The organism is Streptomyces mexicanus, from assembly GCF_902506575.1.
In the GTDB taxonomy this organism is placed as follows: Bacteria; Actinomycetota; Actinomycetes; order Streptomycetales; family Streptomycetaceae; genus Streptomyces; species Streptomyces mexicanus.
Genome location: NZ_LR732544.1, coordinates 2133446 through 2150595, shown reverse-complemented (window position 1 = coordinate 2150595; position 17150 = coordinate 2133446). Strand labels below are relative to the sequence as shown.

Annotated in this window: 20 protein-coding genes and 1 pseudogene; 18 read left to right on the top strand and 3 right to left on the bottom strand. The window is 74.1% G+C overall.

The annotated features are described in order from the left end of the window. Window positions 1-2 precede the first annotated feature (2 nt). The 7 genes and pseudogenes from GV126_RS35705 to GV126_RS09625 all read left to right on the top strand — a co-directional run. Window positions 3-167, top strand: a complete 165-nt coding sequence (locus GV126_RS35705; RefSeq protein WP_028422552.1) for a CG2302 family histidine operon protein — start codon at window positions 3-5, stop codon at window positions 165-167. After that, window positions 167-808, top strand: coding sequence for an imidazole glycerol phosphate synthase subunit HisH (gene hisH / locus GV126_RS09650; protein WP_159664460.1), 642 nt, complete (start codon window positions 167-169; stop codon window positions 806-808). The genes GV126_RS35705 and hisH overlap by 1 nt, the downstream gene beginning before the upstream one ends. Continuing rightward, window positions 808-1536: a bifunctional 1-(5-phosphoribosyl)-5-((5-phosphoribosylamino)methylideneamino)imidazole-4-carboxamide isomerase/phosphoribosylanthranilate isomerase PriA gene (priA, locus tag GV126_RS09645; protein WP_159664459.1), complete on the top strand. Its 729-nt coding sequence runs from the start codon at window positions 808-810 to the stop codon at window positions 1534-1536. Before hisH ends, priA begins: the two co-directional genes overlap by 1 nt. Further along, window positions 1533-1934, top strand: a complete 402-nt coding sequence (locus tag GV126_RS09640; RefSeq protein WP_159664457.1) for a RidA family protein — start codon at window positions 1533-1535, stop codon at window positions 1932-1934. The genes priA and GV126_RS09640 overlap by 4 nt, the downstream gene beginning before the upstream one ends. Continuing rightward, a complete protein-coding gene (hisF, locus tag GV126_RS09635; protein WP_028422556.1) occupies window positions 1931-2686 on the top strand; it encodes an imidazole glycerol phosphate synthase subunit HisF in 756 nt (251 codons plus the stop codon). Before GV126_RS09640 ends, hisF begins: the two co-directional genes overlap by 4 nt. Before the next feature lie 217 nt (window positions 2687-2903). Beyond that, on the top strand, window positions 2904-3494 hold the full coding sequence (locus GV126_RS09630; RefSeq protein WP_159664455.1) for an ArsR/SmtB family transcription factor: 591 nt from the start codon (window positions 2904-2906) through the stop codon (window positions 3492-3494). 13 nt (window positions 3495-3507) lie between these two features. After that, window positions 3508-4746 (top strand): annotated as a pseudogene (locus GV126_RS09625) (MFS transporter); the annotation flags it as partial. Window positions 4747-4777: 31 nt separating this feature from the next. Here GV126_RS09625 and GV126_RS09620 read toward each other — a convergent pair. After that, window positions 4778-5413: a TIGR03085 family metal-binding protein gene (locus tag GV126_RS09620; protein WP_159664453.1), complete on the bottom strand. Its 636-nt coding sequence runs from the start codon at window positions 5411-5413 to the stop codon at window positions 4778-4780. Window positions 5414-5486: 73 nt separating this feature from the next. Between GV126_RS09620 and hisI the strand changes: the two genes are divergently transcribed. The 11 genes from hisI to lgt all read left to right on the top strand — a co-directional run bounded on the left by hisI (window position 5487) and on the right by lgt (window position 14802). Then, on the top strand, window positions 5487-5894 hold the full coding sequence (hisI, locus tag GV126_RS09615) for a phosphoribosyl-AMP cyclohydrolase (RefSeq protein WP_438947874.1): 408 nt from the start codon (window positions 5487-5489) through the stop codon (window positions 5892-5894). A gap of 11 nt (window positions 5895-5905) precedes the next feature. After that, entirely contained in the window at window positions 5906-7396 is a 1491-nt protein-coding gene (locus GV126_RS09610; RefSeq protein WP_159664449.1) for an anthranilate synthase component I, read from the top strand. Between the two features lie 76 nt (window positions 7397-7472). Next, a complete protein-coding gene (locus tag GV126_RS09605) occupies window positions 7473-8123 on the top strand; it encodes a TIGR02234 family membrane protein (protein ID WP_159664447.1) in 651 nt (216 codons plus the stop codon). A gap of 142 nt (window positions 8124-8265) precedes the next feature. Continuing rightward, on the top strand, window positions 8266-8514 hold the full coding sequence (locus GV126_RS09600) for an HGxxPAAW family protein (RefSeq protein WP_159664445.1): 249 nt from the start codon (window positions 8266-8268) through the stop codon (window positions 8512-8514). A gap of 214 nt (window positions 8515-8728) precedes the next feature. After that, window positions 8729-9136, top strand: a complete 408-nt coding sequence (locus GV126_RS09595; protein ID WP_159673480.1) for a DUF2752 domain-containing protein — start codon at window positions 8729-8731, stop codon at window positions 9134-9136. Between the two features lie 194 nt (window positions 9137-9330). Beyond that, window positions 9331-10140 (top strand): indole-3-glycerol phosphate synthase TrpC, encoded by an 810-nt coding sequence (gene trpC, locus GV126_RS09590; protein WP_028422565.1) that lies wholly within the window; start codon window positions 9331-9333, stop codon window positions 10138-10140. 21 nt (window positions 10141-10161) lie between these two features. Further along, complete coding sequence (gene trpM, locus GV126_RS09585; protein ID WP_236569933.1) at window positions 10162-10413, top strand: tryptophan biosynthesis modulator TrpM; 252 nt, start codon at window positions 10162-10164, stop codon at window positions 10411-10413. A gap of 54 nt (window positions 10414-10467) precedes the next feature. Continuing rightward, the gene (gene trpB, locus GV126_RS09580) at window positions 10468-11751 is read left to right on the top strand and encodes a tryptophan synthase subunit beta (RefSeq protein WP_159664443.1); all 1284 of its coding nucleotides are present in this window, start codon (window positions 10468-10470) and stop codon (window positions 11749-11751) included. Then, the gene (gene trpA / locus GV126_RS09575; protein ID WP_159664441.1) at window positions 11748-12566 is read left to right on the top strand and encodes a tryptophan synthase subunit alpha; all 819 of its coding nucleotides are present in this window, start codon (window positions 11748-11750) and stop codon (window positions 12564-12566) included. Before trpB ends, trpA begins: the two co-directional genes overlap by 4 nt. Before the next feature lie 217 nt (window positions 12567-12783). Then, a complete protein-coding gene (locus GV126_RS09570) occupies window positions 12784-13557 on the top strand; it encodes a DsbA family protein (protein WP_159664439.1) in 774 nt (257 codons plus the stop codon). Between the two features lie 165 nt (window positions 13558-13722). Then, window positions 13723-14802 (top strand): prolipoprotein diacylglyceryl transferase, encoded by a 1080-nt coding sequence (lgt, locus tag GV126_RS09565; RefSeq protein ID WP_159664437.1) that lies wholly within the window; start codon window positions 13723-13725, stop codon window positions 14800-14802. A gap of 272 nt (window positions 14803-15074) precedes the next feature. Here the strand turns inward: lgt and GV126_RS09560 are convergent, their stop codons facing one another. Further along, window positions 15075-15935 (bottom strand): HpcH/HpaI aldolase/citrate lyase family protein, encoded by an 861-nt coding sequence (locus GV126_RS09560; RefSeq protein ID WP_159664435.1) that lies wholly within the window; start codon window positions 15933-15935, stop codon window positions 15075-15077. Beyond that, window positions 15932-17146, bottom strand: a complete 1215-nt coding sequence (locus tag GV126_RS09555; RefSeq protein ID WP_159664433.1) for a CaiB/BaiF CoA transferase family protein — start codon at window positions 17144-17146, stop codon at window positions 15932-15934. Before GV126_RS09555 ends, GV126_RS09560 begins: the two co-directional genes overlap by 4 nt. Window positions 17147-17150: the final 4 nt, after the last annotated feature.

Genomic DNA, 17150 nt, shown 5'->3' with positions numbered 1-17150 from the left:
CCATGAACGGTCTGTCCACCGTCCTGATCGTCGTCGGCCTGTTTCTGGTCGGCGGCATCATCTCCTTCGTCAAGCAGAAGATGCCGAGGAGCCTGATCGTGCTGCTGTCGATCGGCGCCGCCATGTGCCTGGTCGCCGGCGTGATGCGATTGGAGGTGTGGAGCTGATGAGCACGCCGAAGAAGGTCGTCGTCTTCGACTACGGCTTCGGCAACGTCCGCTCCGCCGAGCGGGCGCTGGCCCGCACCGGCGCCGAGGTCGAGATCACCCGCGACTTCGACGCGGCGATGAACGCCGACGGGCTGCTGGTGCCCGGCGTCGGCGCCTTCGCCGCCTGCATGCGCGGCCTGAAGCAGGCCCGCGGCGACTGGATCATCGACCGCCGGCTGTCCGGCGGGCGCCCGGTGATGGGCATCTGCGTCGGCATGCAGATCCTCTTCGCGCGCGGCATCGAGCACGGCGAGGAGGCCGAGGGCCTGGACGAGTGGCCCGGCACGGTCGCCCCCCTGGAGGCGGACGTCGTGCCGCACATGGGCTGGAACACCGTCGAGGCACCGGCCGACTCGGAGCTGTTCGCCGGCCTGGACGCCGACGCCCGCTTCTACTTCGTGCACTCCTACGCCGTCCACGACTGGAACATGGAGACGCACAACCCGGCGATGCACGCCCCCAAGGTGACCTGGGCGACGCACGGCAAGCCCTTCGTGGCCGCCGTGGAGAACGGCGTCCTGTGGGCCACCCAGTTCCACCCCGAGAAGTCCGGCGACGCCGGAGCGCAGCTGCTGAACAACTGGATCGGAACCCTGTGATGGCTTCGAAGCTCGAACTCCTCCCCGCCGTCGACGTCCGCGACGGCCAGGCCGTCCGCCTGGTGCACGGCGAGTCCGGGACGGAGACCTCCTACGGCTCCCCGCTGGAGGCCGCCCTGGCGTGGCAGCGCGCGGGCGCCGAGTGGCTGCACCTGGTCGACCTGGACGCCGCCTTCGGCACCGGTGACAACCGCGCGCTGATCGCCGAGGTCACCCGGGCCATGGACATCAAGGTGGAGCTGTCCGGCGGCATCCGCGACGACGACACCCTCGCCGCCGCCCTGGCCACCGGCTGCACCCGCGTCAACCTCGGCACCGCCGCCCTGGAGACCCCCGAGTGGGTCGCCAAGGTCATCGCCGAGCACGGCGACAGGATCGCCGTCGGCCTGGACGTGCGCGGCACCACCCTGCGCGGGCGCGGCTGGACCCGTGACGGCGGTGACCTGTACGAGACGCTGGAGCGCCTGAACAAGGAGGGCTGCGCCCGCTACGTCGTCACCGACATCGCCAAGGACGGCACCCTGCAGGGCCCCAACCTGCAGCTGCTGAAGGACGTCTGCGCGGCGACGGACCGCCCGGTGGTCGCCTCCGGAGGCGTGTCGTCCCTGGACGACCTGCGCGCCATCGCCGGCCTGGTCCCGCTCGGTGTCGAGGGCGCCATTGTCGGGAAGGCGCTGTACGCGAAGGCGTTCACTCTGGAAGAGGCCTTGGAGGCTGTGTCGTCATGAGCGAAGCCGTGCGGCGGGTGCAGAGCGGAAGTCCCTGGGAAGAGAGTTTCGGTTTCGCACGCGCCGTCGCGGCGGGCGACCGGGTGCTGGTGGCGGGCACGACGTCCTTCAAGGGCAGCGTGCTCTACGGGGAGGGCGACCCGTACGAACAGGCCAAGGTGGCCTTCACCAGCGCCCTGGAGGCGATCGCGGAGTTCGGGCTCGGTCCCGAGTCGGTGCTGCGGACCCGGACGTACCTGACCCACGCCCGCGACGTGGAGGCCGTGGGCCGCGCCCACAAGGAGCTGTTCGACGGCGTCCGCCCGGTCTCGACCCTGCTGGTCGTGGAGGGCTTCGTCGACCCGCGCATCCTGGTCGAAGTAGAACTAGAGGCATTCAGAGGAGCCGTGGATTCATGACCCTGGCGGTCCGAGTCATCCCCTGCCTGGACGTGGACAACGGCCGGGTCGTCAAGGGTGTCAACTTCCAGAACCTGCGCGACGCGGGCGACCCCGTCGAGATGGCGAAGGTGTACGACGCCGAGGGCGCCGACGAGCTGACGTTCCTGGACATCACCGCGTCCTCGGGCAACCGCGAGACGACCTACGACGTGGTGCGCCGCACCGCCGAGCAGGTGTTCATCCCGCTGACGGTCGGCGGCGGCGTCCGCACGGCCGAGGACGTGGACAAGCTGCTGCGCGCGGGCGCCGACAAGGTCGGCGTCAACACCGCCGCGATCGCCCGCCCCGACCTGATCCGGGAGATCGCCGAGCGCTTCGGCCGCCAGGTGCTGGTCCTGTCGGTCGACGCCCGCCGCACCGAGTCCGGAAGCTTCGAGGTGACCACCCACGGCGGCCGCCGGGGCACCGGCATCGACGCGGTGGAGTGGGCGCACCGGGCGGCGGAGCTGGGCGCCGGCGAGATCCTGCTCAACTCCATGGACGCGGACGGCACCAAGGACGGCTACGACCTGGAGATGATCGCCGCCGTCCGCAAGCACGTCACCGTCCCGGTCATCGCCTCCGGCGGCGCCGGCAAGCTCGCCGACTTCCCCCCGGCGATCGCGGCGGGCGCGGACGCCGTCCTGGCGGCCTCGGTGTTCCACTTCGGCGACCTGCGCATCGGCCAGGTCAAGGAGACGCTGCGGGGGGCGGGACATCCCGTGCGCTGACGTGCGCACTGTGCGCGGGGACCCGCCCGACCCGGCCCTCGGCCCTGAGTCTAGGGCAATGCCGCAGATACACACCGGGAGGGGTCGGCGGCCGGGGCAATGTGTGTAAAGGACACGGCCCGCCGTGAGCGGGCCGGGGCTCTCTTTTCCCCATCTACAAAAGGAAAGTTGCGCAAAATCTGTTGTGCAACTTTCCTTTCCTATCTACCGTGAGGGCATGGCAGACAGGAAGAGGGACAGCCGGATCAAGGACGTGGGCACGCTCAAGGCGATCGCCCACCCGCTGCGCATGCAGCTGTACCGGGCGCTGACGATCGCCCGCACCGCGACCGCCTCCCAGCTGGCCGACCAGGTCGACGAGGCCGTCTCATTGGTCAGCTACCACCTGCGCAAGCTGGCCGAGCACGGGCTGATCGAGGAGGCGGCGCCACAGAGCGCGGACGGCCGGGAACGCTGGTGGCAGCCCGCCTCCGACGGCGTCACCATCCACGACGAGGACTTCTCCGACGCCCCCGAGAAGGCCGCCGCCCACACCGCCGCCAGCCGCCTGTTCTTCGAGCAGCGCGCCGACATGTACCGGCGCTTCCTCGACGAGCGGGCCCACTGGGGCCCGACCTGGAACAAGGCCTCCGACTCCTCCGAGTGGCTGCTCAAGCTCACCCCGCAGGAGCTGTCGGAGCTGTCGCGGCGCATGTACGACCTGGTCCGCGAGTACGAGGAACGCGGCCGGGCCGCCGTCGCCGCCGGCGACACCGAGGGCCGCGAGAACGTCGCGGTGCACACGTACGGCTTCCCCTTCCGCGTCTGAGAGGACGTCCGCCGTGACCGGCACGCTCGCGCCCGCCGCCCGCCCGCACGAGGCGGCCGCCCACCGCGACCCCAACGTCCTGCGCTGGCTCGGGGCGTTCGTCTCCTCCGCCGTCGGCGACAACGTCTACTACATCGCCCTGTCCTGGGCGGCCGTGCGGGCCGGCACCCCCACCCAGGCCGGCCTGGTCACCGCCGCCAGTGCCCTGCCCCGCGCCCTGCTGATGCTGGGCGGGGGAGTGGTCGCCGACCGCTACGGGCCGCGCCGCGTCGTCCTGGGCAGCACCGCCGTACGCTGCGGCCTCGTCCTGACCGCCGCCGCGCTGCTGCTCGCCGCCGGCCCCGGGCTGTGGACGCTGGGCGCGGTCGCCGTCCTCTTCGGGGTCGTCGACGCCGTCTTCCTGCCCGCCGCCGGCGCCCTGCCCGCCCGGATCACCGGGCGCGCCCAGCTCGCCCGCGTCCAGGGCATGCGCGGCCTGGCCACCCGCCTCGCCAACGTCCTCGGCGGGCCGCTCGGCGGCCTCGGGGTCGCCCTCGGCGGCACGGCAGGGGCCTTCGGGCTGGCCGCGCTGCTCGTCGGCGCGTCCTGGCCGCTGCTGCTGACCGTCCGCGTCGGGCCGCTGCCGCCTGACGAGCGGCAGGAGCGGCGTGCCGTCACGGCCGAGCTGCGCGACGGGCTGCGCCACATCCGCAAGGACGCCGTGCTGGGCCCGCTGGTGCTCGCCGCCGCGCTCAGCGACCTCGGATTCGCCGGCCCGATGAACCTCGGGCTGACCGTCCTCGCCCAGCAGCGCGGCTGGGGCTCGGCGGGCATGGGCTGGGTGCTGGCCGGGTTCGGCACCGGGGCGGGGGCCGCCTCGTTGCTGCTCCCCTGGCGCGGCCGGGGGCCCCGCGCGGGCGCGGTGTTCGCCCTGACCGCGCTGCTCGGCGCCGCGGCCGTCGCGGCCCTCGCCCAGGTGCCGTCCGTGGCGGGGGCGACGGGGGTGGCCCTGCTCGTCGGCCTGTCCGCCGGGGTGTCCGGCGCCCTGGCCGGCGCGCTGGTCCAGGCGCGGGCCGGTGCCGCCTACATCGGCCGGGTCACCGCGGTGGTCACGCTCGTCGGGTTCGGCGTCGCACCGCTCACCTTCCCGCTGGTCGGCGGCGCGGTCGCGGCCTGGGGCAGCGGGCCGGTGTTCGCGGTGTGCGCCGCGGTGAGCGGGCTGGGCGGGGTCGTCGTCCTGGCGGCCGGGGCGCTGCGCCGCGCCGAGCTGCCGTGCGCCGCCACCGGCCGCGCCCGGCCGCCGCTCAGAACCCCAGCTGCTTGGTCTCCGTCACCGTCGCGATCGCGTCCGGCTCGCCCTCCAGCTCCACACGGGCCGCCCGCTGCCGGCCGAACGCGAACAGCAGCAGCTCCGACGGCTCGCCGGTCGCCGTCACCACCGGCGTGCCCCGGTGCGCCACGGCCGTCTGGCCGTCGGGACGGCGCAGCACCAGGCCCGTCGGCACGCCCCGGCCCAGCAGCCGGGCCGTGCGCTCCAGGCGGGACCACAGGGTGTCCTGGAACACCGGGTCCAGCTCGCGCGGCGCCCAGTCCGGCTGGGCCCGCCGCACGTCCTCGGCGTGGATGTAGAACTCCACCGTGTTCGCCGCCTCGTCGACCTGCTTGAGCTGGAAGGGCGAAAAACGCGGCGGGCCGGTGCGGATCAGCTGGATCAGCTCCTCGTACGGCTTGGCCGCGTACTCCTGGAGCCCCTTGTCCAGCCGGGCGGCGAGCGGCTTGATCAGCGCGCCCCCCGCCGCGTCCGGGCGCCGTTCGCGCACCACCACGTGCGCGGCCAGGTCACGGGTGCGCCAGCCCTCGCAGAGCGTCGGCGCGTCGGGGCCGGCGGTCTCCAAGAGGTCGGCGAGCAGCAGCCGTTCACGCTTGGCAAAGGTCGACATGGGGTCAGCCTACGACCACCCCGCGCGTCCGGACACCGGACGCGCCCCCGCCCTGTCGGTGCCGCGCGGCACAATGGCACCCATGACCAGCACGTCTCCCACGCCCCGGCCCAGCAGCCTCGCCCCCGAGATCGCCGCGCGCCTCAAGCGCAGCGCCGACGGGCTCCTGCCCGCGATCGCCCAGCAGTACGACACCGGAGAGGTGCTGATGCTCGGCTGGATGGACGACGAGGCGCTGCACCGCACCCTCACCACCGGCCGCTGCACCTACTGGTCGCGCAGCCGCCGGGAGTACTGGGTCAAGGGAGACACCTCCGGGCACGTCCAGCACGTCAAGTCCGTCGCCCTCGACTGCGACGGCGACACCGTGCTGGTCAAGGTCGACCAGGTCGGCGCCGCCTGCCACCCCGGCGACCGCCCCTGCTTCGACGCCGACGTCCTGCTGGCGGACGCCCCCGCCGGCCGGGCCGCGCGGCAGTAGGGTCGGCCGCCATGGACCTCGAGACGTTCCGCAAGCTGGCCGGCGACCGACGGGTCATCCCGGTCACCCGCAAGCTCCTCGCCGACGGCGACACCCCCGTCGCGCTCTACCGCAAGCTCGCCGCCGAGCGCCCCGGCACCTTCCTGCTGGAGTCCGCCGAGAACGGCCGCTCCTGGTCCCGCTACTCCTTCGTCGGGGTCCGCAGCGCCGCCACGCTCACCGAGCGGGAGGGCCGCGCCCACTGGCTGGGCACCCCGCCGGTCGGCGTCCCCGTCGAGGGCGACCCGCTGGCCGCCCTGCGGGCCACCGTCGAGACCCTGCACACGCCCCGCGACCTCGCCGACGACCTGGGCCTGCCGCCCTTCACCGGCGGCATGGTCGGCTACCTCGGCTACGACATCGTGCGCCGCCTGGAGAAGATCGGCCCCGGCGAGCACGACGAGCTGCAGCTGCCCGAGCTGACCATGCTGCTCACCTCCGACCTCGCCGTCCTCGACCACTGGGACGGCACCGTGCTGCTGATCGCCAACGCGATCAACCACAACGACCTGGACACCGGCGTGGACGAGGCCTACGCCGACGCGGTCGCCCGCCTGGACGCGATGGAGGCCGACCTGTCCCGGCCCGTCGCCCAGCCGCCCGCCGTGCTCCCGCCGTCCGAGCTGCCCGAGTACACCGCCCGCTGGGGCGGCGAGGACTTCCGGGCGGCCGTGGAGGACGTCAAGGAACGCATCCGCGCGGGCGAGGCCTTCCAGGTCGTCCCCTCGCAGCGCTTCCAGACCCCGTGCACGGCGAGCGCCCTGGACGTCTACCGGGTCCTGCGGGCCACCAATCCGTCGCCGTACATGTACCTGTTCCGCTTCGACGGGTTCGACGTCGTCGGCTCCTCGCCCGAGGCGCTGGTCAAGGTCGAGGACGGGCGGGCGATGCTCCACCCCATCGCCGGCACCCGGCCGCGCGGCGCCACCCCGCAGGAGGACCAGGCCCTCGCCGAGGAACTCCTCGCCGACCCCAAGGAGCGCGCCGAGCACCTGATGCTCGTCGACCTCGGCCGCAACGACCTGGGCCGGGTGTGCGAGCCCGGCTCCGTCGAGGTCGTCGACTTCATGTCCATCGAGCGCTACTCGCACGTGATGCACATCGTCTCCACCGTCACCGGCCGCGTCGCGGCGGGCCGCACCGCCTTCGACGTGCTGACCGCCTGCTTCCCGGCCGGCACGCTCTCCGGCGCGCCCAAGCCGCGCGCGATGCAGATCATCGACGAACTGGAGCCCTCGCGCCGGGGCCTGTACGGCGGCTGCGTCGGCTATCTGGACTTCGCCGGCGACTCCGACACCGCCATCGCCATCCGCACCGCCCTGCTGCGCGACGGCACGGCCTACGTCCAGGCGGGCGCCGGCATCGTCGCCGACTCCGACCCGGTCGCCGAGGACACCGAGTGCCGCAACAAGGCGGCCGCCGTCCTGCGCGCGGTGCACACCGCCAACCGGCTGGGGGCGTAGGGGAGCGCGTCCGGGCCGCGGAGTGGGGCGCATCTCACGGCCCCCGGGTGACGGTTCGTCCGTCCTGCACGCGATAGTGGAGTACGTGACAGCCGTACCTCACCCCCGTACCGAAGCCGCCGCCCCCGCCCGGTCCGGCCGCCGCAGCCTCGCCGTCGCCCTGCTGTGCGGCGCGCTCGGTGCCGCCGTGGCGCTGCTGGCCTCCCGGCAGCGCTGGGCGGAGGGCACCGCGTCGGTGGCCGGCGGCGCCTTCCCGCTGACCGCCAAGGGCAGCGAGGTCACGGGCGTGCCCGCGGCGCTCGCCATAGTGGGCCTGGCGGCCCTCGCCGCCGTCTTCGCCGTCCGCCGCTCCGGCAGGCTGCTGGTCGCCGCGCTGCTCGCGCTCTCCGGCGCCGGCACCGTCGCCGCGGCCCTGAGCGGCGCCTCCGACGGCACCGCGCTCGACGAGAAGGCCGCGCAGGCCTCCGGTGACACCGCCGCGACCGCCGCCTCCCTCAGCCATACCGGCTGGCCCTACGTGGCCGCCGCGGGCGGGGTGCTGATCCTGCTCGCCGGACTGCTCGCCCTGCGCTACGGCCGCGGCTGGCCGGCCATGTCCGGCCGCTACGAGCGCGCCGGTGCCTCGCCCCGCGCCCGCGGCGCCCGCCCGGTCGACCCGGACCGCCCCGAGGACCTGTGGAAGGCCCTCGACCGCGGCGAGGACCCCACCGGCACCGAACCCGCCTGAGCGGTTCCGGCGCCGCGGGGTACCCGGCGCCCCGTGCGGGCGGGGCACGAGGTGCCACCCCCGCTCACGCCGATCGTGTGCGTACGGGACAATGGACCTCGAGCGTCCGGCTCAGACACAACACAGCAACGAGGAGCAAGTCATGGCGGGCAGCAGCCACGGTCACACCCCGGCCGCCTGGACCGGTGTCATCATCGCCTTCATCGGTTTCTGCGTCGCGGGCGCCTTCATGGTGATGGCCCAGCCGGTCGGCTTCTGGGTCGGCATGGGCGTCGTGCTGCTCGGCGGTGTCGTCGGCGGCATCATGCGCATGATGGGCCTCGGCCAGAAGAACGAGCACCCGGTGCACCAGGTCGCCGGGCAGCGCGAGCCGGCCGGCGCCAAGAGCTGAGCACCGTTCGGCGGATCCGCGCGACGACGGCGGGATCCGCCACGACCGACGGGGAGGGGCGGCCGGGTGCCGCCCCTCACGCGCGTCCGCGGGCGCCGCGCGGCACAATGCGTGCGTGAACGGCGACCGTCACCGGGTGCCGCCCGCTGCGCCGCCCGCCCCCGTCCCCGGCCCGGGCACGGGGCATGCGCACGACACCCGGGCGGCGGTGCCGATGCGCCCCGCATCCGTCCTGGGCCGGCTCGCCGTCCCCGCCGGGGTGCTGGCCGCGGTGGCCGGCGCCTTCGCCTACGTCGGGACGGTGGACCCCAACCGGCCCGGCCACTACCCCGTCTGCCCCCTGCTGCACTTCACCGGGCTCTACTGCCCCGGCTGCGGGGGACTGCGCAGCGCCCACGCCTTCGTCCACGGCGACCTCCTGGCGGCGCTGCACGACAACGCCCTGGCCACCGTCGGCTACCCGCTCTTCGCCCTCGTGTGGGCCCTGTGGGCGCTGGCCGCGGTCCGCGGGCGGCCGCTGCGGTTCGTGCCCTCCTCCGCGCAGCTGTGGTGCGTGGGCGTGGTGGCCGCCGTCTTCACCGTTGTCCGGAACCTGCCGTTCGGTGGCTGGTTCCACCCTTGATCAGCAGGTATCCGTCCAGGTATTGGGACCACTGACGGCCGGATGCGAAGTCGGGGGCCCGCTGCGGATACCATCGCAGTGACCACCTGTTTCCGACCGCCTGATCCACCGGGTCCCCGCGTTCGGCGTCAGCGGGCGCCGCCGGGACCGTCAGGCCGCCGGAACATCCCACCGTCTGGAAGGGGGCCGCTCGCGTGAGTGTGCTCGACGAGATCATCGACGGAGTCCGTGCCGACCTCTCGGAGCGGCAGGCACGCGTCAGCCTCGACGAGCTCAAGGAGCGCGCGGCCAAGGCTCCGGCCGCCAAGGACGGGGTGGCCGCGCTCAAGGGCGACGGCGTCAAGGTGATCTGCGAGGTCAAGCGCTCCAGCCCGTCCAAGGGCGCGCTGGCCGCGATCGCCGACCCGGCCGGGCTCGCCGCGGACTACGAGGCCGGCGGCGCGTCCGTCATCTCGGTGCTGACCGAGCAGCGGCGCTTCGGAGGCTCGCTCGCCGACCTGGAGGCCGTCCGCGCCCGCGTGGACATCCCCGTGCTGCGCAAGGACTTCATCGTCACCTCCTACCAGCTGTGGGAGGCCCGGGCCTACGGCGCCGACCTCGCCCTGCTCATCGTCGCCGCCCTCGACCAGGCGGCCCTGGAGTCGCTGATCGAGCGCGCCGAGTCCATCGGGCTCACCCCGCTCGTCGAGGTCCACGACGAGGAGGAGGTGGAACGCGCGGTCGCCGCGGGCGCCAAGGTGATCGGCGTCAACGCGCGCAACCTGAAGACCCTGGAGGTCGACCGCGACACCTTCGAGCGGGTCGCCCCGGAGATCCCCGACCACATCGTCAAGGTCGCCGAGTCCGGCGTCCGCGGCCCGCACGACCTGATCGCCTACGCCAACGCCGGCGCCGACGCCGTCCTGGTCGGCGAGTCGCTGGTCACCGGCCGCGACCCGAAGACGGCGGTCGCCGACCTGGTCGCCGCCGGGGAACATCCGGCACTGCGCCACGGGCGTGGCTGAGCCCCGGTAGAGTGGGGCCCGATGAAACTCCCGATCACCGTGACGACGACCACGGACCGCTACGCCCGCCTCGCGCGCGGCTGCCGGCCCCGTGGCTGCCGTGCGCCCGCACGCCGGGTGCACGGACGGCGCGTGCGCTACGTCATCGGTGACGAGCCGGGCCAGGTCAACGGCATGCGATGGCGCGCCCCGCGGGGCGCGGGGCTGTGCTGTGCACGGTGCGGCGCGACCGCCCGGGCGCACGGCGCCCACGGACGGCCCCCGGCCGTCTGACATCCCCGGCCCCACGGCGACTGGTATTCACAACACTCACCGTGAGGTTTCCGCATGCCCAGCGAGTTCTTCATCCCCGACCCCGAGGGGCGGGTGCCCAGCGCCGAGGGCTACTTCGGCGCCTACGGCGGCAAGTTCATCCCGGAGGCGCTCGTCGCCGCCGTGGACGAGGTCGCCGTCGCCTACGACAAGGCGAAGGCCGATCCGGAGTTCGCCCGAGAACTGGACGACCTGCTCGTCCACTACACGGGCCGGCCCAGCGCCCTGACCGAGGTGCCGCGCTTCGCCGAGCACGCCGGCGGTGCCCGGGTGTTCCTCAAGCGCGAGGACCTCAACCACACCGGCTCCCACAAGATCAACAACGTCCTCGGCCAGGCCCTGCTCACCAAGCGCATGGGCAAGACGCGCGTGATCGCCGAGACCGGCGCCGGCCAGCACGGCGTGGCCACCGCCACCGCCTGCGCGCTGTTCGGGCTGGACTGCACGATCTACATGGGCGAGATCGACACCCGGCGCCAGGCCCTGAACGTGGCCCGGATGCGCATGCTCGGCGCCGAGGTCGTGGCCGTGAAGTCCGGCAGCCGCACCCTGAAGGACGCCATCAACGAGGCGTTCCGCGACTGGGTCGCCAACGTCGACCACACCCACTACCTGTTCGGCACCGTCGCCGGCCCGCATCCGTTCCCGGCCATGGTCCGCGACTTCCACCGGGTCATCGGCGTCGAGGCCCGCCGGCAGATCCTGGAGCGCGCCGGCCGCCTCCCGGACGCCGCGATCGCCTGCGTCGGCGGCGGCTCCAACGCCATCGGCCTGTTCCACGCGTTCATCCCCGACGAGGGCGTGCGCCTGATCGGCTGCGAGCCCGCCGGCCACGGCATCGACACCGGCGAGCACGCGGCCACGCTGACCGCGGGCGAACCGGGCATCCTGCACGGCTCCCGCTCCTACGTGCTCCAGGACGACGAGGGCCAGATCACCGAGCCGTACTCCATCTCGGCGGGCCTGGACTACCCCGGCATCGGCCCGGAGCACTCCTACCTGAAGGACACCGGCCGCGGCGAGTACCGCGCCGTCACCGACGACGCCGCCATGCAGGCCCTGCGCCTGCTGTCGCGCACCGAGGGCATCATCCCGGCCATCGAGAGCGCGCACGCGCTGGCCGGCGCCCTGGAGGTCGGCCGTGAGCTGGGCCCCGACGGGCTGATCGTGGTCAACCTCTCCGGCCGCGGCGACAAGGACATGGACACCGCCGCCCGTTACTTCGGCCTGTACGACACCGACGCCGAGGTGGCCGCCGACGCCGCCGACACCGCCGAGATCGAGGGGGACGCCCAGTGAGCGGGAACATTCAGCTGCTGTCGGACACCCTCGCCGCGGCGAAGGCGGAAGGGCGCGCCGCGCTCATCGCCTACCTGCCGGCCGGGTTCCCGACCGTGGACGGCGGCATCGAGGCGATCAAGGCCGTCTTCGACGGCGGCGCGGACGTCGTCGAGGTGGGCCTGCCGCACAGCGACCCGGTCCTGGACGGGCCGGTCATCCAGACCGCCGACGACATCGCCCTGCGCGGCGGCGTCAAGATCGCCGACGTGCTGCGCACGGTCCGCGAGGCGCACGCCGCGACCGGCAAGCCCGTCCTCGTCATGACGTACTGGAACCCCGTCGACCGCTACGGCGTCGAGCGGTTCACCGCCGAGCTGGCCGAGGCGGGCGGCGCCGGCTGCATCCTGCCCGACCTGCCCGTGCAGGAGTCGGCGCTGTGGCGGGAGCACGCCGACAAGCACGGCCTGGCGACCGTCTTCGTCGTGGCGCCCAGCAGCAAGGACGCCCGTCTGGCCGAGATCACCGCGGCCGGCTCCGGCTTCGTCTACGCCGCCTCCCTGATGGGGGTCACCGGCACCCGCGAGTCGGTCGGCGCGCAGGCGCAGGACCTGGTGCGGCGCACCCGGGCCACCGGCACCGAACTGCCCGTCTGCGTGGGCCTCGGCGTCTCCAACCGCGCCCAGGCCGCCGAGGTCGCCGGCTTCGCCGACGGCGTGATCGTCGGTTCCGCGTTCGTCAAGCGCATGCTGGACGCCCCGGACGAGGCGGCGGGCATCGAGGCGGTCCGCGCCCTGGCGGGCGAGCTGGCGAGCGGGGTGCGCGGGCAGGCGTGAGCCCGCGTGCTCCTCGCGTGAACCGTGCATGAGCCTGCGTGATCCATGCAGGACCGCGCGCGATCGTGTGTGACCGCGTGACCGCGTGACCGCGTGACCCGGGACCTGTGATCGCGTGACGGTGAGCGAGGCCGTCGCACAGCACGTCCAGGTCACCCGAAGGGGTGGACCTGGGGCCGGGGAGGCGCACCGCGCCTCCCCGGTTCGTTCTGGTGGTGTGAGCGAGAAGAACCATGACGCACAGCGCACCGCCCGGCAGCGGCTGGCGGCCGAGCGCGAGAAGCAGAAGTCCGCGGAGCGACGGCGGCGCACCCTGATCGTGGGCGTCACCGTGATCTGCGTGCTGGCCCTGGCCACGGTGATCGGCCTGCTCGCGGCGAACTCCGGCAAGAGCGGGAAGACCAGCGCCGGCCCGGTCGTGGCCCCCTCGGGCGCCCAGGGCAAGGACAGCCTCGCGGTCCCCGTCGGCAAGGACGGCGCCAGATCGACGCTCACCGTCTGGGAGGACTTCCGCTGCCCGGCCTGCCAGGCCTTCGAGGCGGCGTACCGGTCGACGATCCACGAGCTGACCGGCTCCGGCAAGCTCCGGGTCGAGTACCACCTGGTCCGGCTGATCGACGGCAACCTCGGCGGCAGCGGCTCCCTGCGCGCGGCCAACGCCGCGGCCTGCGCCCAGGACGCCGGCAAGTTCCCCGCCTACCACGACGTGCTGTACGACAACCAGCCCAAGGAGACCGACGACGCCTACGCGAGCAACGCCAAGCTGATCCAGCTCGCCGGCAAGGTCCCCGGCCTGGACACCCCGGCCTTCCAGAAGTGTGTGAACGACGGCACCCACGACGCCTGGGTGGACAAGTCCCACGCGGCCTTCCAGGCCGGCCACTTCTCCGGCACGCCGACCGTCCTGCTGGGCGGCAAGAACATCGCCCAGGACCGGACGATGACCCCGGCCAAGCTGAAGCAGATGGTCGAGGCGGCCGCCAAGGGATGAGGCGGCGGCGAGCGAGAACAGCGCACACAGCGAGGGGACGAGGAATGGACGAGGGGACGGATCCGGTCCGCGCCGGTGCCGCCGCGGAGCGGGCCGCCTGTTATGGACCCGTAGCCGGGCCGTGGGCCGTGGGCCGGCTCGGGCTGCGGTAGCGTCGACCCTGCCATGGAACTTGCCTACATTCCCAGCCCGTCGCGCGGGGTGCTGTACCTCGGACCGATTCCGCTGCGCGGCTATGCGTTCTGCATCATCATCGGCGTCTTCGTTGCCGTCTGGCTCGGCAACAAGCGCTGGATCGCCCGGGGCGGGCGGGCCGGCACGGTGGCCGACATCGCGGTCTGGGCCGTGCCGTTCGGCCTGGTCGGCGGCCGGCTGTACCACGTGATCACGGACTACGAGCTGTACTTCAGCGACGGCCGTGACTGGGTGGACGCCTTCAAGGTGTGGGAGGGCGGCCTCGGCATCTGGGGCGCGATCACGCTGGGGGCGCTGGGCGCGTGGATCGGCGCACGGCGCCGGGGCATCCCGATGCCCGCCTACGCCGACGCGGTCGCGCCCGGCATCGCCTTCGCGCAGGCCATCGGCCGCTGGGGCAACTGGTTCAACCAGGAGCTGTACGGGCGTGAGACGCATGTTCCCTGGGCGCTGCACATCACCTCGGCGGCCGACGGCCGCGTCCCGGGGTACTACCACCCGACGTTCCTGTACGAGTCGCTGTGGTGCGTCGGCGTCGGCCTGCTGGTCATCTGGGCCGACCGCCGCTTCCGGCTGGGCCATGGCCGGGCCTTCGCGCTGTACGTCGCCGCCTACTGCGTGGGACGCGGCTGGATCGAGTACATGCGCGTCGACGACGCCCACCACATCCTGGGCCTGCGGCTGAACGACTGGACCGCGCTGCTGGTCTTCCTGCTCGCGGTGACCTACATCGTGGTGTCGGCGAAGAAGCGGCCGGGCCGGGAGACCGAGGTCGAGCCGGGCGTCTCCGCCCCCGGCGAGGGGACAGAGACGGCCGTCGGCGCCGGGACCGAGGATGCCTCCGGTGAGGACGCCTCCGGCGACCGGGCGCGACAGCCGGCCGGGACGGCGGCGTCGCAGACGTCCGGGCCCGGCCCGCAGGCCGCGGACCCGGAGAAGGACGATCCCGCGGACGCCGGTGGTCAGGACGGCGCGGACGGCGCGGGCGAGGACGGCGAAGGCAAGGACGCCGGACTCAAGGACGGCGCCGGTTCGGCGAAGAAGGGCTGAGCCGGGCCGGGCAGAGCCGGCCGGGCGAGGGCCCGGGCGGCCACGGTTTCCGTGTGCGGGCCGAGAGCGGCCGGACGTCTTGCGCGCATCAGGGCGCCCCTGGACCGGGGGCGCCCTTGCCGTGTGCGGCCTCGCGCCTGCCCCCGGGTGCGCCCTTGCCGTCCGGCGCGCATGCGTCCGTGTCGTGTGTGCCCTTGCCGTCCGCCGCGCACGCGCCCGTGCCGGGTGTGCCCTTGCCGTCCGCCGCGCATGCGCCCGTGCCGTGTGCGTCCTCACCAGCGGCGGGCCAGCGCCAAGGTGCGCTGTGCCGCCGCCACCACCGCCGCGTCGACGAAGCGGCCGTCCGCGAGGGCCTGGGCGCCCCGGTCGGCGGTGGCGGCCTTGACGACCGCCTCGGCCTCCTCCAGCTCCCGGTCGGTGGGCAGGTAGGCGCGCTCGATGATCGGCAGCTGGCGCGGGTGGATGGCCGCGCGGCCGAGGAAGCCCAGCGCCCGGCCGTGGGCGCAGGAGGCGGCCAGCCCCTCCAGGTCCCGGATGTCGGGGTGCACGGACTGCGCGGGCGGGGCGAGTCCGGCCGCGCGGGCCGCGACGACGACCCGGGCGCGGCACCAGTCCAGGCCCGCGTCGTGCCGCACCCCGAGGTCGGCGCGCAGATCGGACTCGCCGAGCGAGACGCCGCACAGCGACGGGTGGGCGGAGGCGATGGCGTAGGCGCGCTCGACAGCCAGCGCGCTCTCCAGCAGGGCGTACAGCGGTGGCCCGGAGCCGTCGCCCGCCGCGCCGTCCACCCCGTCCTGCTCGGTGTGTTCGGCGACCCACGCCACCTGCCGCGGCGAGGTCACCTTCGGCAGCCGCAGCCCGGCGAGCCCCGGCCGGGCCGCGACCGCCGCCAGGTCCGCGGCGGCCGAGGGGGTGCCGACCGGGTTGACCCGGACGTGGACCGGCACCGGCGGCGGCTCGGTGAGCAGTTCGGCGGTGGCGGCGCGGGCGTAGTCCTTGCGCTCGGGGGCGACCGCGTCCTCCAGGTCGACCACGACCACGTCGGCGCCGCAGGCGAGGGCCTTGGTGACCACGTGCGGGCGGTCACCGGGGACGTAGAGCCAGGTCAGCGGGAAGGGGGCGGTGGCCGTCACAGGGCGCCCTCCGCGCGCAGCGCGGCCAGCTCCTTCGGGGTGAGGCCCAGCTCGGTCAGGACCGCGTCGGTGTCCGCGCCGTGCGGCCGGCCCGCCCAGCGGATCGCGCCCGGGGTGGCGGACAGCCGGAACAGGACGTTCTGCATCCGCAGCGGGCCCAGTTCCGGGTCGTGCAGCGTGGTCAGGGTGCCCAGCGCCCGGTACTGCGGGTCGGCCATCACGTCCCGGACGTCCTGCACCGGGGCGATCGCCGCCTCGGCCTTGTCGAAGGCGGCCAGCACCTCGGTGCGGGTGTGCCGGGCGATCCAGCCGCCGACCGCCTCGTCGAGCACGTCGGCGTGGGCGGCGCGGCCGGCGCCGGTGGCGAACCACGGCTCGTCGATCAGCTCCGGGCGGCCCACCAGCCGCAGCACGCGTTCGGCCACGGACTGCGCGGAGGTCGAGACGGCGACCCAGGTGCCGTCGCTGGTGCGGTAGGTGTTGCGCGGGGCGTTGTTGCCGGTGCGGTTGCCGGTGCGCGGCTGGACGTGGCCGAGCTGGTCGTACCACAGGGGCTGCGGGCCGAGGACGGTCAGGATCGGCTCGATGATCGCCATGTCGATCACCTGGCCGGTGCCGGTGCGCTCGCGCGCGGCCAGCGCGGTCATCACCGCGTACGCCGTGGCCAGGCCCGCGATGGAGTCGGCGAGCCCGAACGGCGGCAGCGTCGGCGGCCCGTCCGGCTCGCCGGTGATCGCGGCGAATCCGCTGAGCGCCTCGGCCAGGGTGCCGAAACCGGGCCGGGAGGCGTACGGGCCGAACTGGCCGAACGCGGTGACCCGGGCGAGGACCAGCCGCGGGTTGGCCGCGGACAGCTCCGGCCAGCCCAGGTCCCATCTCTCCAGGGTGCCGGGGCGGAAGTTCTCCACGATCACGTCGGCGCCGGCGGCCAGCCGCAGCAGCACGGCCCGGCCGCCGGGCGTGGACAGGTCCAGGGTGATGGTGCGCTTGTTGCGGCCCAGCAGCTTCCACCACAGGCCGACGCCGTTCTTCGCCGGGCCGTGGCCGCGGGCCGGGTCGGGCCGGGTGGGGTGCTCGACCTTGATGACGTCCGCGCCGAAGTCGCCGAGCATCGTGGCGGCCAGCGGCCCGGCGAACAGGGTGGCCAGGTCCAGCACGCGGAGCCCGGCCAGCGGCGCGGCGGTCCCGGCCTCGGGCGGGGGCGGCGTCATGGGA

What these genes read in the sequence shown, in the direction of transcription:
- GV126_RS35705 (WP_028422552.1), top strand. Translation starts at nt 3, where the DNA reads ATGAACGGTCTGTCCACCGTCCTGATCGTCGTCGGCCTGTTTCTGGTC.
- hisH (WP_159664460.1), top strand. Translation starts at nt 167, where the DNA reads ATGAGCACGCCGAAGAAGGTCGTCGTCTTCGACTACGGCTTCGGCAAC.
- priA (WP_159664459.1), top strand. Translation starts at nt 808, where the DNA reads ATGGCTTCGAAGCTCGAACTCCTCCCCGCCGTCGACGTCCGCGACGGC.
- GV126_RS09640 (WP_159664457.1), top strand. Translation starts at nt 1,533, where the DNA reads ATGAGCGAAGCCGTGCGGCGGGTGCAGAGCGGAAGTCCCTGGGAAGAG.
- hisF (WP_028422556.1), top strand. Translation starts at nt 1,931, where the DNA reads ATGACCCTGGCGGTCCGAGTCATCCCCTGCCTGGACGTGGACAACGGC.
- GV126_RS09630 (WP_159664455.1), top strand. Translation starts at nt 2,904, where the DNA reads ATGGCAGACAGGAAGAGGGACAGCCGGATCAAGGACGTGGGCACGCTC.
- GV126_RS09620 (WP_159664453.1), bottom strand. Translation starts at nt 5,413, where the DNA reads ATGTCGACCTTTGCCAAGCGTGAACGGCTGCTGCTCGCCGACCTCTTG.
- hisI (WP_438947874.1), top strand. Translation starts at nt 5,487, where the DNA reads ATGGCACCCATGACCAGCACGTCTCCCACGCCCCGGCCCAGCAGCCTC.
- GV126_RS09610 (WP_159664449.1), top strand. Translation starts at nt 5,906, where the DNA reads ATGGACCTCGAGACGTTCCGCAAGCTGGCCGGCGACCGACGGGTCATC.
- GV126_RS09600 (WP_159664445.1), top strand. Translation starts at nt 8,266, where the DNA reads ATGGCGGGCAGCAGCCACGGTCACACCCCGGCCGCCTGGACCGGTGTC.
- GV126_RS09595 (WP_159673480.1), top strand. Translation starts at nt 8,729, where the DNA reads ATGCGCCCCGCATCCGTCCTGGGCCGGCTCGCCGTCCCCGCCGGGGTG.
- trpM (WP_236569933.1), top strand. Translation starts at nt 10,162, where the DNA reads ATGAAACTCCCGATCACCGTGACGACGACCACGGACCGCTACGCCCGC.
- trpB (WP_159664443.1), top strand. Translation starts at nt 10,468, where the DNA reads ATGCCCAGCGAGTTCTTCATCCCCGACCCCGAGGGGCGGGTGCCCAGC.
- lgt (WP_159664437.1), top strand. Translation starts at nt 13,723, where the DNA reads ATGGAACTTGCCTACATTCCCAGCCCGTCGCGCGGGGTGCTGTACCTC.
- GV126_RS09555 (WP_159664433.1), bottom strand. Translation starts at nt 17,146, where the DNA reads ATGACGCCGCCCCCGCCCGAGGCCGGGACCGCCGCGCCGCTGGCCGGG.